This is a genomic window from Mesorhizobium sp. M0028 (genome assembly GCF_040323855.1).
Classification (GTDB): domain Bacteria; phylum Pseudomonadota; class Alphaproteobacteria; order Rhizobiales; family Rhizobiaceae; genus Mesorhizobium.
The window spans coordinates 210,394-226,200 of the sequence record NZ_JAMYVG010000007.1; the positions used below are offsets into that span (position 1 = coordinate 210,394).

At 62.3% G+C, this 15,807-nt stretch carries 16 protein-coding genes; 4 read left to right on the forward strand and 12 right to left on the reverse strand.

The annotated features are described in order from the left end of the window. The first annotated feature begins 106 nt into the window (after window positions 1-106). The gene (locus NKJ93_RS16385) at window positions 107-1,486 is read left to right on the forward strand and encodes an aspartate aminotransferase family protein (protein WP_352590181.1); all 1,380 of its coding nucleotides are present in this window, start codon (window positions 107-109) and stop codon (window positions 1,484-1,486) included. A gap of 111 nt (window positions 1,487-1,597) precedes the next feature. On the opposite strand, the gene NKJ93_RS16390 is transcribed toward NKJ93_RS16385, so the two are convergent. The 4 genes from NKJ93_RS16390 to NKJ93_RS16405 form a co-directional block, all read right to left on the reverse strand. Further along, entirely contained in the window at window positions 1,598-2,011 is a 414-nt protein-coding gene (locus NKJ93_RS16390) for a VOC family protein (RefSeq protein WP_156948098.1), read from the reverse strand. Between the two features lie 486 nt (window positions 2,012-2,497). Further along, the gene (gene mmsB / locus NKJ93_RS16395; RefSeq protein ID WP_352484536.1) at window positions 2,498-3,382 is read right to left on the reverse strand and encodes a 3-hydroxyisobutyrate dehydrogenase; all 885 of its coding nucleotides are present in this window, start codon (window positions 3,380-3,382) and stop codon (window positions 2,498-2,500) included. 55 nt (window positions 3,383-3,437) lie between these two features. Continuing rightward, complete coding sequence (locus NKJ93_RS16400) at window positions 3,438-3,806, reverse strand: four helix bundle protein (protein ID WP_352484537.1); 369 nt, start codon at window positions 3,804-3,806, stop codon at window positions 3,438-3,440. 58 nt (window positions 3,807-3,864) lie between these two features. Further along, complete coding sequence (locus tag NKJ93_RS16405) at window positions 3,865-5,031, reverse strand: isobutyryl-CoA dehydrogenase (RefSeq protein ID WP_352484186.1); 1,167 nt, start codon at window positions 5,029-5,031, stop codon at window positions 3,865-3,867. 137 nt (window positions 5,032-5,168) lie between these two features. Between NKJ93_RS16405 and NKJ93_RS16410 the strand changes: the two genes are divergently transcribed. Further along, window positions 5,169-5,783: a dimethylsulfonioproprionate lyase family protein gene (locus tag NKJ93_RS16410; RefSeq protein ID WP_352484187.1), complete on the forward strand. Its 615-nt coding sequence runs from the start codon at window positions 5,169-5,171 to the stop codon at window positions 5,781-5,783. A gap of 1 nt (window position 5,784) precedes the next feature. Continuing rightward, window positions 5,785-7,254 (forward strand): cobyric acid synthase, encoded by a 1,470-nt coding sequence (locus tag NKJ93_RS16415; protein ID WP_352484188.1) that lies wholly within the window; start codon window positions 5,785-5,787, stop codon window positions 7,252-7,254. On the opposite strand, the gene NKJ93_RS16420 is transcribed toward NKJ93_RS16415, so the two are convergent. The 3 genes from NKJ93_RS16420 to NKJ93_RS16430 all read right to left on the reverse strand — a co-directional run bounded on the left by NKJ93_RS16420 (window position 7,251) and on the right by NKJ93_RS16430 (window position 8,854). Then, complete coding sequence (locus NKJ93_RS16420) at window positions 7,251-7,673, reverse strand: VOC family protein (protein ID WP_023719962.1); 423 nt, start codon at window positions 7,671-7,673, stop codon at window positions 7,251-7,253. The genes NKJ93_RS16415 and NKJ93_RS16420 overlap by 4 nt on opposite strands. Window positions 7,674-7,746: 73 nt before the next feature. Beyond that, window positions 7,747-8,574, reverse strand: a complete 828-nt coding sequence (locus NKJ93_RS16425) for a helix-turn-helix domain-containing protein (protein ID WP_031194284.1) — start codon at window positions 8,572-8,574, stop codon at window positions 7,747-7,749. A 109-nt stretch (window positions 8,575-8,683) separates the two neighbouring features. Beyond that, complete coding sequence (locus tag NKJ93_RS16430; protein ID WP_023676480.1) at window positions 8,684-8,854, reverse strand: hypothetical protein; 171 nt, start codon at window positions 8,852-8,854, stop codon at window positions 8,684-8,686. Between the two features lie 512 nt (window positions 8,855-9,366). Here NKJ93_RS16430 and NKJ93_RS16435 point away from each other — a divergent pair. Then, on the forward strand, window positions 9,367-9,798 hold the full coding sequence (locus NKJ93_RS16435; RefSeq protein ID WP_352590184.1) for a TerB family tellurite resistance protein: 432 nt from the start codon (window positions 9,367-9,369) through the stop codon (window positions 9,796-9,798). A gap of 177 nt (window positions 9,799-9,975) precedes the next feature. Here NKJ93_RS16435 and NKJ93_RS16440 read toward each other — a convergent pair whose 3' ends face one another. From NKJ93_RS16440 to NKJ93_RS16460, 5 genes are all read right to left on the reverse strand, one after another. Next, window positions 9,976-10,284: an immunity 53 family protein gene (locus NKJ93_RS16440; RefSeq protein ID WP_352495962.1), complete on the reverse strand. Its 309-nt coding sequence runs from the start codon at window positions 10,282-10,284 to the stop codon at window positions 9,976-9,978. Between the two features lie 254 nt (window positions 10,285-10,538). After that, window positions 10,539-12,161, reverse strand: coding sequence for an ABC transporter ATP-binding protein (locus NKJ93_RS16445; RefSeq protein WP_352590187.1), 1,623 nt, complete (start codon window positions 12,159-12,161; stop codon window positions 10,539-10,541). Further along, the gene (locus tag NKJ93_RS16450) at window positions 12,158-13,027 is read right to left on the reverse strand and encodes an ABC transporter permease (RefSeq protein ID WP_352495964.1); all 870 of its coding nucleotides are present in this window, start codon (window positions 13,025-13,027) and stop codon (window positions 12,158-12,160) included. Before NKJ93_RS16450 ends, NKJ93_RS16445 begins: the two co-directional genes overlap by 4 nt. Further along, entirely contained in the window at window positions 13,024-13,971 is a 948-nt protein-coding gene (locus NKJ93_RS16455; protein ID WP_352495965.1) for an ABC transporter permease, read from the reverse strand. Before NKJ93_RS16455 ends, NKJ93_RS16450 begins: the two co-directional genes overlap by 4 nt. Window positions 13,972-14,226: 255 nt before the next feature. Further along, window positions 14,227-15,705 (reverse strand): ABC transporter substrate-binding protein, encoded by a 1,479-nt coding sequence (locus NKJ93_RS16460; protein ID WP_352495966.1) that lies wholly within the window; start codon window positions 15,703-15,705, stop codon window positions 14,227-14,229. Between the last annotated feature and the right edge of the window lie 102 nt (window positions 15,706-15,807).

Below are 15,807 nucleotides of genomic sequence, written 5' to 3' on the forward strand. Positions count from 1 at the left end.
GCTGTTGCGGCTGTGCGCCCGTATCGGCTATTCGCCGCCCGCTGTCCTCTAACGAATCCGCCCCGGCGCGAAAGCTGCCGGATTGGTTCAAGAGGAAAGACCAGACATGACCTACCAGAATTATTCGCTGAAGCAGCTTCAGCAGATCGATGCCGCGCATCACCTTCATCCGTTCACCGACCACAAGGAGATGCGCGAGACCGGCTCGCGCATCATCACCCACGCCAACGGTCCGTTCATCTACGATGCCGAAGGGACGGAAATCCTCGACGGCATGGCCGGGCTATGGTGCGTCAATGTCGGCTACGGCCGCGACGAGCTTGCCGACGCCGCCTACGCCCAGATGAAGGAATTGCCCTACTACAACTCCTTCTTCAAATGCTCGACGCCGACGCCGGTTCTGCTGTCGAAAAAGCTGGCGGAGATCGCGCCAAGGCACATCAACCAGGTGTTCTACGGCTCATCCGGTTCGGAGGCCAACGACACGGCGCTGCGCCTCGTCCGCCACTATTGGGTGCTGGAAGGCAGGCCCGAGAAGAACCGCATCATCTCGCGCAAGATGGGCTACCACGGCTCGACCATAGCCGGCGCCTCGCTCGGCGGCATGGATTTGATGCACAAGCAGCTCGGCGGCGCCGTGCCCAACATCGTCCATGTGATGATGCCCTATGCCTATGAGCTGGCACTGCCCGGCGAAAGCGACCATGATTTCGGCCTGCGCGCGGCAAAAGCGGTCGAGGACGCGATCCTCGAAGCTGGCGCCGACAAGGTCGCCGCCTTCATCGGCGAGCCGGTGATGGGGGCAGGCGGGGTGAAGATCCCGCCGATGAGCTATTGGCCGGAAGTGCAGCGCATTTGCCGCAAATACGATGTACTGCTGATGCTGGACGAGGTTATCACCGGCTATGGCCGCACCGGCGAATGGTTCGCCGCACAAGCCTTCGACGTCGAGCCCGACACCATCACCACGGCCAAGGCGCTGACCTCCGGCTATCAGCCGCTGTCGGCGCTGCTTGTCGGCGACCGCATCGCGGCGACGCTGGTCGAAAAGGGCGGCGAATTCTATCACGGCTACACCTATGCCGGGCATCCGGTGGCCTGCGCGGTGGCGCTGAAGAACCTCGAGATCATCGAGCGCGAGGGCCTGATCGAGCGCGTCAGGAACGACACCGGGCCTTACTTCGCCAAGGCGCTGCAGGAACGTTTCGGTGGGCATGATCTGGTTGGCGAGGTGCGCTCGTTCGGGCTGATGGGGGCGATCGAGATCGTCAAGGACAAGGTGACCAAGGAGCGCTTCCTGCCGGCCGGCAGCGCGGCGGTGATGGTTCGCGACCACGCCCTTGCCCAAGGCATGATGCTGCGCGCCACCGGCGACACGATGATCCTGTCGCCGCCGCTGATCTGGACGCGCGAGACGATCGACATGGCCTGCGACCGCATCGCCAGGGCGCTCGACCTGGCCGAAGCAGATTTGCGCAAGCGGTAAGATGGAACGATCGCCGGGCGTCCGGTAATCGGGCGCCCGGAGTTTGAATGCCGCTTTATGGCGAAGAGTTCGCCAGGCGAGGCTGTTGGCAGTATCGACGACCACGCGTGATCACTGGCCCGCCTTGACACCGATGACGTGCCCCTTCGCGTCAGTGACCAACATCCCTTTCGATTGGTCCAAGATCACAACAATGTTGCCGAAAGGATCGCGGACACGGGCGCACCGCCCGACCGCGATCTCGAATGGCGGTTGCACAGCCTCACCGCCGGCGGCCAAGAATTCCTCAAACGCGTCGTCCACGTTATCGACCAGGATGTCGGTCTCGGGACCGATATGAAGATGGACAACCAGCTCCGCATCGGTTTCAGGCAGCGCAAAGCCGGCGGCTTCATCGTCCCGCCAAACGAGCGCATGACCGAGACGATCCCCATAGAACGATACGGCTGCATCGAGGTCGCTCACGCGCAATAGATGATTATCGAGCTTGCGGAACAGTGGTCTTTTTCGAGGCTCGTGCGCCATTGCGGGACCTCAATATGTGAAGAGATTCGTGCGGCCGTATAGCCTCTAATGAAATAGTCTTCGCGACTATGTCTGCAACTGGGTTGCCTTCAAGCTTTCGAGCCCGCTCGGTGGAAATGGTAGCGAGCCGAAATTCATGTGGGGGTCGTGAGCGGAAATTCAAACTGAGACAGCACCGAAGGGCCGCATCAGCGACGCGGCAATCGGAATATAGCTCCGACGACATGGCGAAAACGCAAAAACCGCGCTCCATCGGAACGCGGCTTTGCCAGATACGCATGGTGCTTCGCCAACAATACACTTGCGAAACTTACGGCGAAACTTACGGGCTCCGGTACGCGAGACCTGATCCGGAGCGCCGGGCGGATGTCCGCCTCGCAATCCGTTTTAAACGCACATCGTTACTGCAGGGTTAGCAAGAGCTTAAGCAAACCTAAATTTGCCGACTTTCCGCTTTGGGCAGATCGAAAACTATGAAATTTGACCTTACGCAGGGTCACCGCGCAGGAAATTGATGATGCCGGAAAAATCCGCGCCGGCATTGCCTTGTGCGTTGAACAGCGCATAAAGCTGGGCTGCCTCGGCGCCGAGCGGCGTTGCCGCACCGACGCTCTGTGCGGCCTCCTGCGACAGTTTCAGGTCCTTCAGCATCAGTGCCGCTGCAAACCCGGGCTTATAGCCATTGTTGGCGGGCGATGTCGGCACAGGGCCGGGCACCGGGCAGTAAGTGGTCAGCGACCAGCACTGGCCGGACGAGGTCGAGGCGACGTCGAACAGCGCCTGGTGCGACAGGCCGAGCTTTTCCGCCAGCACGAAGGCCTCGGCAACGCCGATCATCGAAATGCCCAAAATCATGTTGTTGCAGATCTTCGCCGCCTGCCCGGCGCCGTCGTCGCCGCAATGAACGATGCGGCCGGCCATTGGCTTGAGGATCGGTTCGGCCTTGGCGAAGGCGTCCTTCGAACCGCCGGCCATGAAGGTCAGCGTGCCGGCCGCCGCACCGCCCGTCCCGCCGGAGACCGGCGCGTCGATCGTCAGCAATCCGTGCTTGGCCGCGGTGGCATGGGCCTTTCGCGCCGACTCGACGTCGATGGTCGAGGAATCGATGAACAACGCGCCTTTTTTCGCCTTGGCCGCGATGTCTGCGTAAACCGACAGCACATGCTTGCCGGCCGGCAGCATGGTGATGACCGCATCGGCATCCTTTACCGCCGCAACGGCATTGGCCATGATGACGACGCCGTGCTCCCTGGCGATGACGAGGTTTTCCGGCACCAGGTCGAAGCCGTGCACGGCATACCCGGCCTTGACCAGGTTGGCGGCCATCGGATTTCCCATATTGCCGAGGCCGATGAAGGCGATGGTGGTCATAATGGCACTCCGCGGTTTGGGTAAGGCAGGCAGTAGGCAGTAGGCAGTAGGCGACCTATTCGGGCGCAAGTTTGCTAATAAGTTGGCGAAGCATTTTTCCGATGCCCTCGGTCGCTAACAGTACGTGATAAGCTTGGTCATGCGTGGCAAGGCCAATGCGTTCAGCGATCTCAAGGTGTGTCTCGAACTCCTTCAACGATCCTTGGGCTATCCTGAGAAATTGCTGATAGGAGCCTCTGTTGTCTCGACCATGACCTTCCGCGATGTTTGCAGGAATAGAGGTTGCTGAGCGGCGAATTTGGCTGGTCAACCCATACAATTCTTCTTTTGGCCATGCCTTGGTCAAGGAGTAGGTGGTGACGGCCAGATCCATCGCCTGCTGCCATACGATAAGATCCTTGTACGAATTGATCTTGCCGGTCATCTTCCTGCCTACTGCCTACTGCCTACTGCCTACTGCCTACTGCCTACTGCCTACTGCCTTACCGTACGATCAGCGCGCGAGCGATGATGACGCGCATGATCTCGTTGGTGCCTTCGAGGATCTGGTGGACGCGCAGATCCCGTACCAGCTTCTCGATGCCGTAATCGTGCAGATAGCCATAGCCGCCATGCAACTGCAGGGCGTCATTGGCGACGTTGAAGCCGGTGTCGGTGACGAAGCGCTTGGCCATTGCCGACCATTTTCCGGCATCCGGCGCCTTGCGGTCGAGCTTCGAGGCGGCGGTGTAGAGGAAGATGCGCGCTGCCTGCAGTTCGGTCTCCATGTCGGCGAGTTTGAACTGCAGCGCCTGGAATTGGTTGATCTTCGAGCCGAAGGCCTTGCGCTCGGCGGTGTAGGCGAGAGCCTTGTCGAGTGCCGATTGCGCGCCGCCGAGCGAACAGGCGGCGATGTTCAAGCGGCCGCCGTCGAGCCCGGCCATGGCGATGCCGAAGCCGGCGCCTTCTGCCGACAAAAGGTTTTCCGCCGGCACCTTGCAGTCCTCGAAGACGACCTGGCGGGTCGACTGCATGTGCCAGCCCATCTTGTGTTCGTTGGCGCCGAAGGAAAGGCCGGGCGCATCGTTCGACACGACGAAGGTGGAAATGCCTTTCGGCCCGTCGGCGCCGGTGCGCGCCATGACGACATAGAGGTCGCTGTCGCCGGCACCGGAGATGAACTGCTTGGCGCCGTTCAGCACATAGTCACTGCCGCTTTTGACCGCGCGCGTCTTCAGCGCCGCCGCATCCGAGCCCGAGCCCGGCTCGGTCAGGCAGTAGCTTGCCAGCCATTCCATCGAGGTCAGTTTGGGCAGGAAGCGCCGGCGCTGCTCGTCGCTGCCGAAGCGGTCGATCATCGATGCTGCCATGTTGTGGATCGAGATGAAGGCGGAAAACGCCGGATCGGCACGCGAAAGCGCCTCGAAGATCAGCACGGCGTCGAGCCGGCCGAGCCCCGAGCCGCCGACATCGTCGCGGACATAGATGCCGCCAAGGCCGAGCGGGCCGGTCTCGCGGATCACGTCGGCGGGGAAATATTTGTTGCGATCCCAGTCGAGTGCGTTCGGCGCCACACGATCGGCGGCGAAGGCCTCGGCCATCTCTTGGATGGCGCGCTGGTCCTCGTTGAGTTCGAACTGGCTGGTGCCCGCATCGACAGCGGCGTCCATGGCGTGCTCCCTGATGTTTCCGGCCTGCTGGCCTGTCGTTTTTGGCTTTGCGCGCCGTCCAATCTAGACCAATGATGCCGCCGCGCAACCCGACCGTCTGCGCAGCCGCTGTGTGCGAATGCGCTTTGGAGCAAAGTGTGACGACAAATTTCGACGAACTGCTTGGACGCTTCCATGCCTATCTCCAGACGTTCGATGATGCGCTGGTGCGCGACGCCGTGGCCCGAATCGGCTGGGACATGCCAAGCCGGCCGCTCGAACCGCATGCACTGCCTTGTCTCGTCCTGCTCGACCGTATCGTCGAACTCGCTCCCGCTGCGGCCAAGCCGCTGGCGCGGCTGGTTGCGCAGCGTCGCGGCGATCTGCGCTGGGGCCAGACCTATGGCGAAGCGGATTTCGGCAAGATTTTCATCGACAATTACGGCTGGCTGGAGGTATTCGGCACGCGCGGTCATTTCGTCAATGAAGAGGTCGCGGCCGGCCTGCTGATCCTTGGGCCCGACATCGTCTACCCCGATCACCACCATGTCGCGGAGGAGATCTACGTCCCGCTTACCGGCGGCACCGAATGGCGCATGGGCGATGGCGGTTTTCGCCTTCGAGCGGCGGGCGAGGTGATCCACCATGCCTCTGACGTCAGCCACGCCATGCGCACCGGCAAGGAGCCACTGATGGCGCTCTATCTCTGGCGCGGCGGCCCGCTGGCAGCCAAGTCGACGATCACCGGAACCGTTGCGCAGGGCAGGGGCTGATATGGCCAAGGCAATCATGCTGCAGGGCACGGGTTCGGATGTCGGCAAGACGGTGCTCGTCGCCGGTCTTTGCCGCGCGGCGAAGAACCGCGGCTTGAAAGTGCGGCCGTTCAAGCCGCAGAACATGTCGAACAATGCCGCCGTCGCCGATATTCCCGGCGATTCAAGCGGCGGTGAGATCGGCCGCGCGCAATGGCTGCAGGCGATCGCCTGCGGCGTGCCGCCGACCATCCACATGAATCCGGTGCTGCTCAAGCCGCAGACCGATGTCGGCGCTCAAGTTGTCGTGCAGGGCAAGGTGTTCGGCGAGGCGCGGGCGCGCGACTACCAGGCGCTGAAGGGCCGGTTGATGGATGCGGTGCTGGACTCCTGGGCGAAGGTCGGCGAGGGCGCCGATCTGGTCATTGTCGAGGGCGCCGGCTCGCCGGCCGAGATCAATCTCAGGAGCCGAGACATTGCCAATATGGGCTTTGCGACGCGCGCCGGCGTGCCGGTGATCCTGGTCGGCGATATCGATCGCGGCGGTGTCATCGCCTCGGTCGCTGGCACCCATCTGATCCTGCCGGAGGAGGACCGGCGTATGATCGTCGGCTACCTCATCAACAAGTTCCGTGGCGATGTCTCGCTGTTCGATGACGGCATCGAGGCGATCGAAAAATTCACTGGCTGGCGCTGTTTTGGCATCGTGCCGTGGCTGAAGGCGGCGGCGCGGCTGCCGTCGGAGGATTCCGTCGTGCTCGAACGGCTGGCGTCCGGCCAGAGGCGCGCGCTGAAGATCGCCGTGCCGGTGCTCTCGCGCATCGCCAATTTCGACGACCTCGACCCGCTCAAGGCCGAACCGCAGGTCGAGGTGGTGTTCGTGCCGCCTGGCCAACGCCTGCCGCAGGATGCAGGGCTGGTGGTCATTCCCGGCTCAAAGTCGACGATCGGCGATCTCGTGAAATTCCGCGAGAATGGCTGGGACCGCGACCTTGCCGCGCACAGGAAACGCGGTGGCCATATCGTCGGTATTTGCGGCGGCTTCCAGATGCTCGGCCATAGCGTGCGCGATCCCGACGGCATCGAGGGCAGCGTTACCGAGACGCAAGGCCTCGGCCTGCTCGACGTCGAAACGGTTATGGAGCCGGAAAAGACGGTGCGCAATGTCAGCGCGCGCTCGGTGCCGTTCGATCTGCCGCTCGAGGGCTACGAAATCCATCTCGGCCGCACCACCGGTCCCGACACGCTGCGGCCATCCGCCGTTATCAACGGCGTCGATGACGGCGCCATCTCCGCCGACGGCAAGGTGTCAGGCACCTACATGCACGGGCTGTTTTCCGCCGACGCCTTCCGGGCGAAATTCCTCGAAAGCCTCGGCGTCAAGGGCGGCGGCATCGACTACCGCGCCGAGGTCGAACGGGCACTGGACGAGATCGCAGCCGAACTGGAAACCCACCTCGACTGCAACGCGATTTTCGGGCTGGCGCGTTAGCTGGCGGCTTCGTCAGCCTTCGGCCAGTAGGTGCCGAACGACCAGACATTGCCTTCCGGATCGCGGCAGATGAATTCGCGGCTGCCATAGTCGCGGTCGGTGAGCTCTTCCAGAATCTCGGCGCCGGCGGTTTTTGCCCGAGCGTATGCCGCGTCGGCGTCAGCGACCGCGACATAGATCGACTTGCCGCCGCCCGAGCCGGGCGCGCCGACCATCTTTCCATAGGCATCGTCGCGGGCCGTGCCGAGCATGATGATCGAGGAGCCGAATGCGAGTTCGGCATGGTGCACCACGTCGCCTTCGCCATAGCGGGTGCGGACGCTGAAGCCGAAGGCCTCGCACAACCAGTCGATCATTTTGCCGGCATTTCTGTAGCGCAGCGCCGGGTAAAGCCGCGGTGCTTCGGTGGTGTTCGGCATGGCTGATCTCCTTCGCTGTGTTGGTCGATCAACCCAGTCTGGGCGAAGGCCGGTCGCGCGTCTTGAAGAAATGTTACCTCACGGCGACAGTCGTCGGCGTGACGCCTGCGAGGTCGCGAAACTCGCGCACCAGATGCGCCTGGTCGGCATAGCCGCAGTCGGCGGCGATGTCGGCCCAATCGCTGTTGGCCTTTCTCGACAGGCAAAGCGCGTGGTTGAAGCGGACGATGCGCGAGAGCGTCTTGGGTCCAACGCCGACCGCGTCCGAAAATTTTCCGGCGAGATGCTTGCGGCTCCAGCCAAGCTTTTCGGCCAGCGTCGAGATGCGGGTCCGACCACTCGTCGAGACGATCGTCTCATAGGCCCAGACAATTTCGGCTTGAGTGCCGTCTGTGGTTGCCAACCGGTCGGCGACGAAGGCCTCGGCGATGGCAAAGCGTGAGCTCCAATCCGGCGCATTGCCAAGCCTTTCGCGAAGCGCGACGCCTCCAACGCCGAGCACGTCATCCAGGCCGACCATGCGATCGGTCAGTTCGCTCATCGGCCGGCCGAAGAAGCGACGAGCGCCGAGCGGGGTGAAATTGATCTGCACACAACAGGCGCCGCCGAAGGATTCGATCACCACCGGCCCGGCGTAGAGGCCGGCGGCAAAACTGGCGAAGCGGTCATTGTCGCCGGGGTCCCTGCCGAGCCCGATGGCAAAGGGTTCGGCAAAGCTGATGACCAGCGGCACGGTCAGCGAGGCATATTCGATGACGCGGAAATGGCCTGGCATGGTTTCGCGAAAGCCGCACATGTCGGTGACGGCGCCTTGAAGCCGATGACTGGGCGCGCGCCGCACCATCTCGAACCGATCGAGCCCTGGGCCGTCGTGGCGGCTGCCGTCTTCGCTGGCGGGCATGTGCTTCCCTCGTCCAGGAATTCTAACAGACCATCCTGCAGAATCAAAAGCGCCCGGCTTTTGGCCGGGCGCTCCGAGTTGCCTGAGATTCTGAATTGTCTGGACGTGTTTAAGCGCCGCGCATCAGGCAGCCGGCGGCCAGCACGATGTAGGCGATGACGACAATCCACGCGGCATTCAAAGGGATAAACGCAAGAACGCCAAGCGCGGCGAGAACGCCGATGATGGCGATGACAAGGGATATGATGAAAATAAGCTGGGTAGGCGCACTGAGATTCATGTCCGGTCCCTCCTCAACATGATTCGTACAACGGCATACTATCAGTCGCGCGGTCACACACCAATGCGCGCGCAGCGGGGCTTGCCGGATCGGCCAGCAGTTTTATGGGAGTGGCCAGAACGGTGCCGCGAGTTCGATCACGAAGGGCAATCGCTTCAGACGAATGACAGTTTCCAAATTGTGGCGGAGACCACCAATTGTCGATGTCGCCGCCGCCCCTCATTGCCCTGCCGGGCATTTCTCCCCGTATAGTGACGGGGAGAAAGGGCTGGTCGCAACGTCGGCGCCTTTTCTTGCAGCGTCTGCGATTGGCGAAACCGGTGACGAGAGCGCCCTCTCCCCGTCACTAAACGGGGAGAGGATGCCGGCAGGCAGGTGAGGGGCAGCGCCAACGCCCTAAAGGGGTGAGGAGACGAATTCAAAACCTGAAGCGATTGCCCAGTTCCACCCTTCGCACCCCGTTTGCGCAAAGCCGATTCCGCGCTACCTTCCCGACGAATCGGAAGGGGCTGATGGCGATGGGATTGCTGGACCAGATACGCTCGATCTTCGACGGCGATCCCGGCGTGCGCAAGGTCGCAGACGATCCGGTGCTGTCGGCGGAACTGCTGATGCTGTTCCGCATGATCCTGGCCGACGGATCGGTCAGCGAAAGCGAAATGACAGCCTTCAGGCGTATCTGCCGGGAAGCCTTCGGCATTCCCGAAACCAGCATCGACAGCGTTATCGAATATCTCAACGAGTTCGGCTACGAGACCAACAGCTCGCAAGCCATCGCTCAGTTTCGCGACCTCGACGTCGAGCGGCGCAAGCTGCTCGCCCGTCACATGGCCGAGATCGCCAAGGCCGATTCGCAACTTGCCGGAAGCGAGATGCAGCTGTTGCGCCGCACCCTCGACCTGCTCGACATCAGCCCGGCCGATGTGGTGAAGCCGCAAGACTGAGTCATCGGCTGACTGCTGACGTTCTGAGCGTCATTTTGTCTGTAATAGGTCATCCTCCAGGATAACCTGTCACAGAAATTGCCGTGTCTCATTTATGTGGTGAGGTCCAGCACTGTCACCGTAGTTCCAGTTTTGTACATCTAGCGAAAAAAATCTTTAGGCATCTAATTTCTCTATTTACCTTTGCGTCTCCATCGCAAACTTTTTAAACTGTTCGATAATCTTCGACAAGTTCCTTGCCCCTCCAAATCCCTTGAAAGTACCATCCTTGACTGTTACAAAAAACCAATCTATTTCCTCGCCATACTGAAAGCTTACGTCTGTAAACTTTCTTCCATAGAGCTGCGTCCCGTGCAAATCTATTGAAACTTCCCATCCAGGGTTGTCGATCGTATCAATTTTTATGCCGTATTGGTGTTCCCAATCGCCGTTGCACTGCCCTTGGTACCACTCCTCTAACCACTCGAGCATTGATAGGTCGACCATTAGCCCCTCCTGTTAGTCGTTTGGAACAGAAGGAGGTTTATCGCCTCCTTTGTTGGGATTTGGCTTTACAGGGTCCCGACGCCCCGTTTCGCCGCCTCCTTAGCCATTCTAATGTCCGCCATTGTTGCCGGTCGAATCCTTGCTTTCTTTGTGGCTAGACTCGACACTCCGCTCGCCTGATTGACCGCGATCGGTGTAGTTTTCACGTGAGGGGGTAGGTATGCTTTGTGGATCAAGCCGTGCCACGAAGCTGCTCACCCCTGTTCCTGCAGCCTTTTCGCAATTGCCCGATGCAAATCGGGAGCGGCGGCGACCAGCGCCTTGGCGGCTTCGGATTGCGGGTGGTCGAGCACTTCGCTCGTCCTGCCGCGCTCGACGATCTTGCCGTCATGCATGACCATCACTTCGTCGGTGATGGCGCGGGCGACGGTCAGATCATGGGTGATGAACAGATAGGCGATGCCGAGTTTCTGGTTGAGTTCGGCGAACAAATCGAGGATCTGCGCGCGGATCGAGACGTCGAGCGCCGAGACCGGCTCGTCGGCGACGATCAGCTTCGGCCGGGTGATGATGGCGCGGGCGATCGACAGGCGCTGGCGCTGGCCGCCCGAAAACTCGTGCGGATATTTGTCCATGTCTTTAGGCGACAGGCCGACCTCGTGCAGCGCATGCGCCACCATTTCGCGCCGCGCGGCGGGCGCCGGCTTCTTCTCCAGCACATGCAGCGGCTCGGCCACCAATCTCTCGACCTTCTGGCGTGGGTCGAACGAACCATACGGGTCCTGGAACACGACCTGCATGTCGCGCCGCGCCGGCTTCAGCTCCGCCTCGCTCTTGCCGGTGAGGGTGTCGCCACGGAAGCGGATCCCACCGGCCGTCGGCTTGTCCAGCGCCAGGACCATGCGGGCGAGCGTCGACTTGCCGCAGCCGGAGCGCCCCACGAGCGCCACCGACTGGCCGGGCGCCATCGAGAAGGAGACATCGTCGACGGCGCGGATGGGAGCTGCCGGTTTCAACATCGATATGCGCCGTCCGGGATAGTCCCGCGTTACGTTCGCTACCTGAAGCAGCGGTTTGGCTGATCCGCTGTCATGCGTGCGGGCTCGCGCCGGCAAATGCATCGAGGCCTGCGCCAGTTGGCGCGTGTAGGGGTGAAGCTGTTCAGATAGCGTGCGGGCCGTGTCGCCGGCCTCCATCACCTCGCCATGGCGCAGGATGGTGATGCGGTCCGCCATCTCCGTCACCACGGCGAGGTCGTGCGAGATGAGCAGAAGACCCATGCGGTTTTCCGCTACGAGGTCGCGCAGAAGGTCGAGGATCTGCGCCTGCAGCACCACGTCGAGCGCGGTCGTCGGCTCGTCGGCAATCAGCAGCTTGGGTTTCAGCGCACAGGCAATGGCAATGACGACGCGTTGGCGCTGGCCGCCGGAGAGTTCGTGCGGATAACGCGACAGCGGGAATTGTGCTGCCGGCAGGCCGACCCGGTCGAGCATTTTTCGCGCCCGTTCCTCGGCGTCGGCGCGGCTTGCCCTGGTGTGCCAGCGAATACCCTCGGCGACCTGCTCGCCGATGGTCTTGACCGGATTGAGCGCCGTCATCGGCTCCTGGAACACCATGCCGATATCGTCGCCGCGCAGCGCGCACATCTGGTCCTCGCTGGCGGCAAGGATGTCGATGCCGTCGAAGGTGATGCGTCCGCTGGTGTGCGCCGCCCAGGGCAGAAGCTGCATGACGGTGAGCGCCGTCATCGACTTGCCGGAGCCGGATTCGCCAACGAGCCCCATCACTTCGCCCGGCGCGACGGAAAGTTCGATGTCTCTGAGGATACGGGTGCTGCCGATGGTCAGCGACAGCTTGTCGATTTCGAGCAGGCTCATCGCTGCCGCCGCGATTTCGGATCGAGAATGTCGGCAATGCCGTCGCCAAGCAGGTTCAGGCCAAGCACGGTGACGACGATCGCCATGCCCGGAAAGATCGCCATCCAGGGCGCCACCACCATGCGGGTCTGGGCGTCGAACAGCATGCGGCCCCAGCTCGGCATCGGCGGCTGGGTGCCCAGCCCGACATAGGAAAGCCCGGCTTCGGCCAATATGCCCAGCGCGAACTGGATGGTGCCTTGCACCAGCAGCAGCGTGGCGATGTTGGGCAGCACATGTTCGATGCTGATCAGCGTCCTGCTTTTGCCGGCGGCGCGGGCGGCGAGGATGAATTCGCGCGGCCAGATCGCCAGGGCGCCGGCCCGGGCGACGCGCGCGAACACCGGGACGTTGAAGATGCCGATGGCGATGATGGCGTTGAACGCGCCCGGCCCGAAGATGACGGTGATCATGATTGCCGAAAGCAGCGCCGGAAAGGCGAAGACCAGGTCGTTCAGCCGCATCAGCACGTCGTCGGCGATGCCGCCGCGCGCCGCGGCAAAGGCGCCGAGCGGCACGCCGATGCCCATGCCGATGCCGACCGCCACCAGCGCCACGGCGATCGAGTTGCGGGCGCCGACCATGATCATCGACAGGATGTCGCGACCGAAATGGTCGGTGCCGAACCAGTGCGCCAGCGATGGCGCCTGGGTCTTGTCGGAAATGACCAGCCTGGTGACATCGTAAGGCGTCCAGAAGAAGGAGAGGATCGCGACCGCAGCCACCAGCGCGGTGATGACGAAGCCGGCGAGGAACGAACGGTTTTTGAACGCCTTGGCCAGGATGCCGGCAAGGTTCTCGTCGGGGATGTCGATGTGCAGCGTCATTGCCGGCCTCTCAGGCGCGGATCGACCACCGCATAGGAGAGATCGACAACGAAATTGACGACGATGACGGCGGCGACCAGCAGCATGACGACGCTCTCGACCACGATCAAGTCACGCTGGTTGATCGCCTGGAACACCAGCCGGCCGAGGCCGGGCAAGTAGAAGACGTTCTCGATGATGACGGTGCCGGCGAGCAGGAAGGCGAATTGCAGGCCTAGAATGGTGACCACCGGGAGCATGGCGTTGCGCAGTGCGTGCCGCCACAAGACAATACGATAGGGCAGGCCCTTGGCGCGGGCGGTGCGGATGTAGTCCTCGCTCAGCACTTCGATCAGCGCTGAACGGGTGACCCGGGCAAGGATCGCCGCCTGCGGCAGAGCGAGTGCGATTGCCGGCAGGAGCAGCGATTTCAGCGCCGGCCAGACGCCGGCGCTCCAGCCGGGAAAGCCGCCGCCAGGCACCAGCCGCAGCCAGACGGCGAAAAGATAGATCAGCATCAGCGCAAACCAGAAATTGGGCACGGCGACGCCAAGCTGGGCGGCGCCCATAGCGATCGTGTCGCCGGCCCGGCCGCTACGGCTGGCGGAAAACAGCCCGACCGGGATGGCAATGACGGTGGACAGCGCCAGCGCCATCAACGCTAGCGGCAGCGACACGACGAGGCGCTCGCGGACCAGATCGATGACCGGCACCGAATAGGTATAGGAACGGCCGAAATCGAGGCTCAGCAGCCCGCCGGCCCAATGCAGATAGCGCAGCACGACGGGAGCGTTGAGGCCCATCTGGTTGCGCAGCAATTCGATCTGGTCGGCGCTGGCGTTCAGGCCAAGCATCAGCCGTGCCGGGTCGCCGGGAATGATCTCCAGCACGGCAAAGACCACCATCGAGGCCAGAACCAGCGTGACGACGGCGATGGCGAGGCGCTTGAGGAGGTAGGCGGTCATGGACGTTGAGGAACCGCTGTGTTGCCGGACGCAAAAACCGGGCGAAGCTTGCGTTCCCGCCCACCCCCCTCTGTCCTGCCGGACATCTCCCCCTCAAGGGGGGAGATTGGCAGTTTCCACGCTGACACTGTCCTTGCAACGCTAGTGGTTAGCGAAAGCGGCGATGAGGGCTCGATCTCCCCCCTTGAGGGGGAGATGTCCGGCAGGACAGAGGGGGGTGTGACGGAGTGCAACTTTCGCCCTTCTGTCAGCGGCTCAATCCGTCCACTTCACCTTGGTCAGGTCGTTGGCCTGGATGGGGGCGTTTTCCCATAGGCCCTGCAGTTTGGCGTCCCAGACGCCGACCTTCGGCAATTCGTAGAGGAAGCCGACCACGGCGTCATCGGCCAGAACCTTCTGCGCCTCGCCGAGCAGCGTCATGCGCTTGGCCTCGTCGGAGGTAAGGTTCAGCTCGTCGATGATCTTGTCGAAGGCCGGATTGTCGTAGTTGAAGTAATAGTCCTTGCGCGAATAGATATCGATGTCGTTGGGCTCGGTGTGGGAAACGATGGTCAGGTCGTAATCCTTCTTGGTGAAGACCTGATCAAGCCACTGCGCCCATTCGACAGGGATGATCTCGAGGTCGATGCCGATTTCGCGAAGCTCGGAGGCGATGATCTCGCCACCAAGCCGCGCATAGGAGGGCGGCGGCAGCTTCAGCGTCGCCTTGAAGCCATTCTCCAGGCCGGCTTCCTTCAGCAACTCCTTGGCCTTGTCCACATTGTGCGGATAGAGGCCGGTGAGGTCGACATAGGCCTTGCTGGCGGGCGACATGTGCGAGCCGATCGGCACGCCGAGGCCGGCCGAGGCGCCGTCGATGATCGCCTTGCGATCGAGCGCAAAGGAAATCGCCTGCCTGACCTGCAGCTTGTCGAAGGGCGGCTTCTTGTTGTTGATCGACAGGATGGTTTCGCCCTCGGTCGAGCCGATCACCACCTTGAAGCGCGGGTCGTCCTTGACCTGGGCGACACTGTCAGGATCGAAGAACGGAAAGGCCTGGATGTCGCCGGAAAGCAGCGCCGGAACGGCGGCGGCGGCGTCCGGAACGATGCGGAACTCGGCCTTGTCGAGGAACACCGGGGCGCCCCAGTAATTGTCCGACTTGACCAGCATGATCGATGAGCCCTTGGCCCAGTTCTGGAACTTGAACGGGCCGGTGCCGATCGGTTTTTCCTTGTTGGTGTCGGCTGTCTCAGGCGCGACGATCACCGCGTCGCCCCAGCCCATATTGTAAAGGAACGAGCCTTGCGGGTTCTTCAGCGTGACCGTCACCGTCGCGGGATCGACGACCTCGACCTTGCCGATGGCGGCGAACAGGCCCTTTTGCGCGTTGACGGAATTGTCGGCGCGGGCACGATCGAGCGAGAATTTCACGTCGTCGGCGTTGAAGTCGCTGCCGTCATGGAATTTCACGCCTGTATGCAGCTTGAAAGTGTAGACCTTGCCGTCGTCGGAAATGCTCCAGCCTTCGGCGAGATCGGGCAGCACTTCGCCGTTCGGTCCGATGCGGGTCAGGCCCTCGAAGACATTGGCGTAGAGCACCTCGTCGATCGCAGCCGCGGCACCCGCGGTCGGATCGAGATGCGGGGGTTCGAGCGGAATGCCGATGACCAGGTCAGTTCGCGCGGCCATCGCCGAGGTTCCGGCGGCCAACGCCAGCGCCGCTGCGGCCAGAATGGTTTTCCACAATTTCATCGTGCAACTCCCCATATGCTAAAACACGTGCTGAAACCCGGCGGATAGAAGCGTGAATTCGCCGCCGAGTAAATTGCGTTTCGTACCGTCCGCCGCCGCCGG

What these genes read in the sequence shown, in the direction of transcription:
- NKJ93_RS16385 (WP_352590181.1), top strand. Translation starts at nt 107, where the DNA reads ATGACCTACCAGAATTATTCGCTGAAGCAGCTTCAGCAGATCGATGCC.
- NKJ93_RS16435 (WP_352590184.1), top strand. Translation starts at nt 9,367, where the DNA reads ATGGCGATGGGATTGCTGGACCAGATACGCTCGATCTTCGACGGCGAT.
- NKJ93_RS16430 (WP_023676480.1), bottom strand. Translation starts at nt 8,854, where the DNA reads ATGAATCTCAGTGCGCCTACCCAGCTTATTTTCATCATATCCCTTGTC.
- NKJ93_RS16390 (WP_156948098.1), bottom strand. Translation starts at nt 2,011, where the DNA reads ATGGCGCACGAGCCTCGAAAAAGACCACTGTTCCGCAAGCTCGATAAT.
- NKJ93_RS16400 (WP_352484537.1), bottom strand. Translation starts at nt 3,806, where the DNA reads ATGACCGGCAAGATCAATTCGTACAAGGATCTTATCGTATGGCAGCAG.
- NKJ93_RS16405 (WP_352484186.1), bottom strand. Translation starts at nt 5,031, where the DNA reads ATGGACGCCGCTGTCGATGCGGGCACCAGCCAGTTCGAACTCAACGAG.
- NKJ93_RS16415 (WP_352484188.1), top strand. Translation starts at nt 5,785, where the DNA reads ATGGCCAAGGCAATCATGCTGCAGGGCACGGGTTCGGATGTCGGCAAG.
- NKJ93_RS16460 (WP_352495966.1), bottom strand. Translation starts at nt 15,705, where the DNA reads ATGAAATTGTGGAAAACCATTCTGGCCGCAGCGGCGCTGGCGTTGGCC.
- mmsB (WP_352484536.1), bottom strand. Translation starts at nt 3,382, where the DNA reads ATGACCACCATCGCCTTCATCGGCCTCGGCAATATGGGAAATCCGATG.
- NKJ93_RS16420 (WP_023719962.1), bottom strand. Translation starts at nt 7,673, where the DNA reads ATGCCGAACACCACCGAAGCACCGCGGCTTTACCCGGCGCTGCGCTAC.
- NKJ93_RS16440 (WP_352495962.1), bottom strand. Translation starts at nt 10,284, where the DNA reads ATGGTCGACCTATCAATGCTCGAGTGGTTAGAGGAGTGGTACCAAGGG.
- NKJ93_RS16450 (WP_352495964.1), bottom strand. Translation starts at nt 13,027, where the DNA reads ATGACGCTGCACATCGACATCCCCGACGAGAACCTTGCCGGCATCCTG.
- NKJ93_RS16455 (WP_352495965.1), bottom strand. Translation starts at nt 13,971, where the DNA reads ATGACCGCCTACCTCCTCAAGCGCCTCGCCATCGCCGTCGTCACGCTG.
- NKJ93_RS16425 (WP_031194284.1), bottom strand. Translation starts at nt 8,574, where the DNA reads ATGCCCGCCAGCGAAGACGGCAGCCGCCACGACGGCCCAGGGCTCGAT.
- NKJ93_RS16445 (WP_352590187.1), bottom strand. Translation starts at nt 12,161, where the DNA reads ATGAGCCTGCTCGAAATCGACAAGCTGTCGCTGACCATCGGCAGCACC.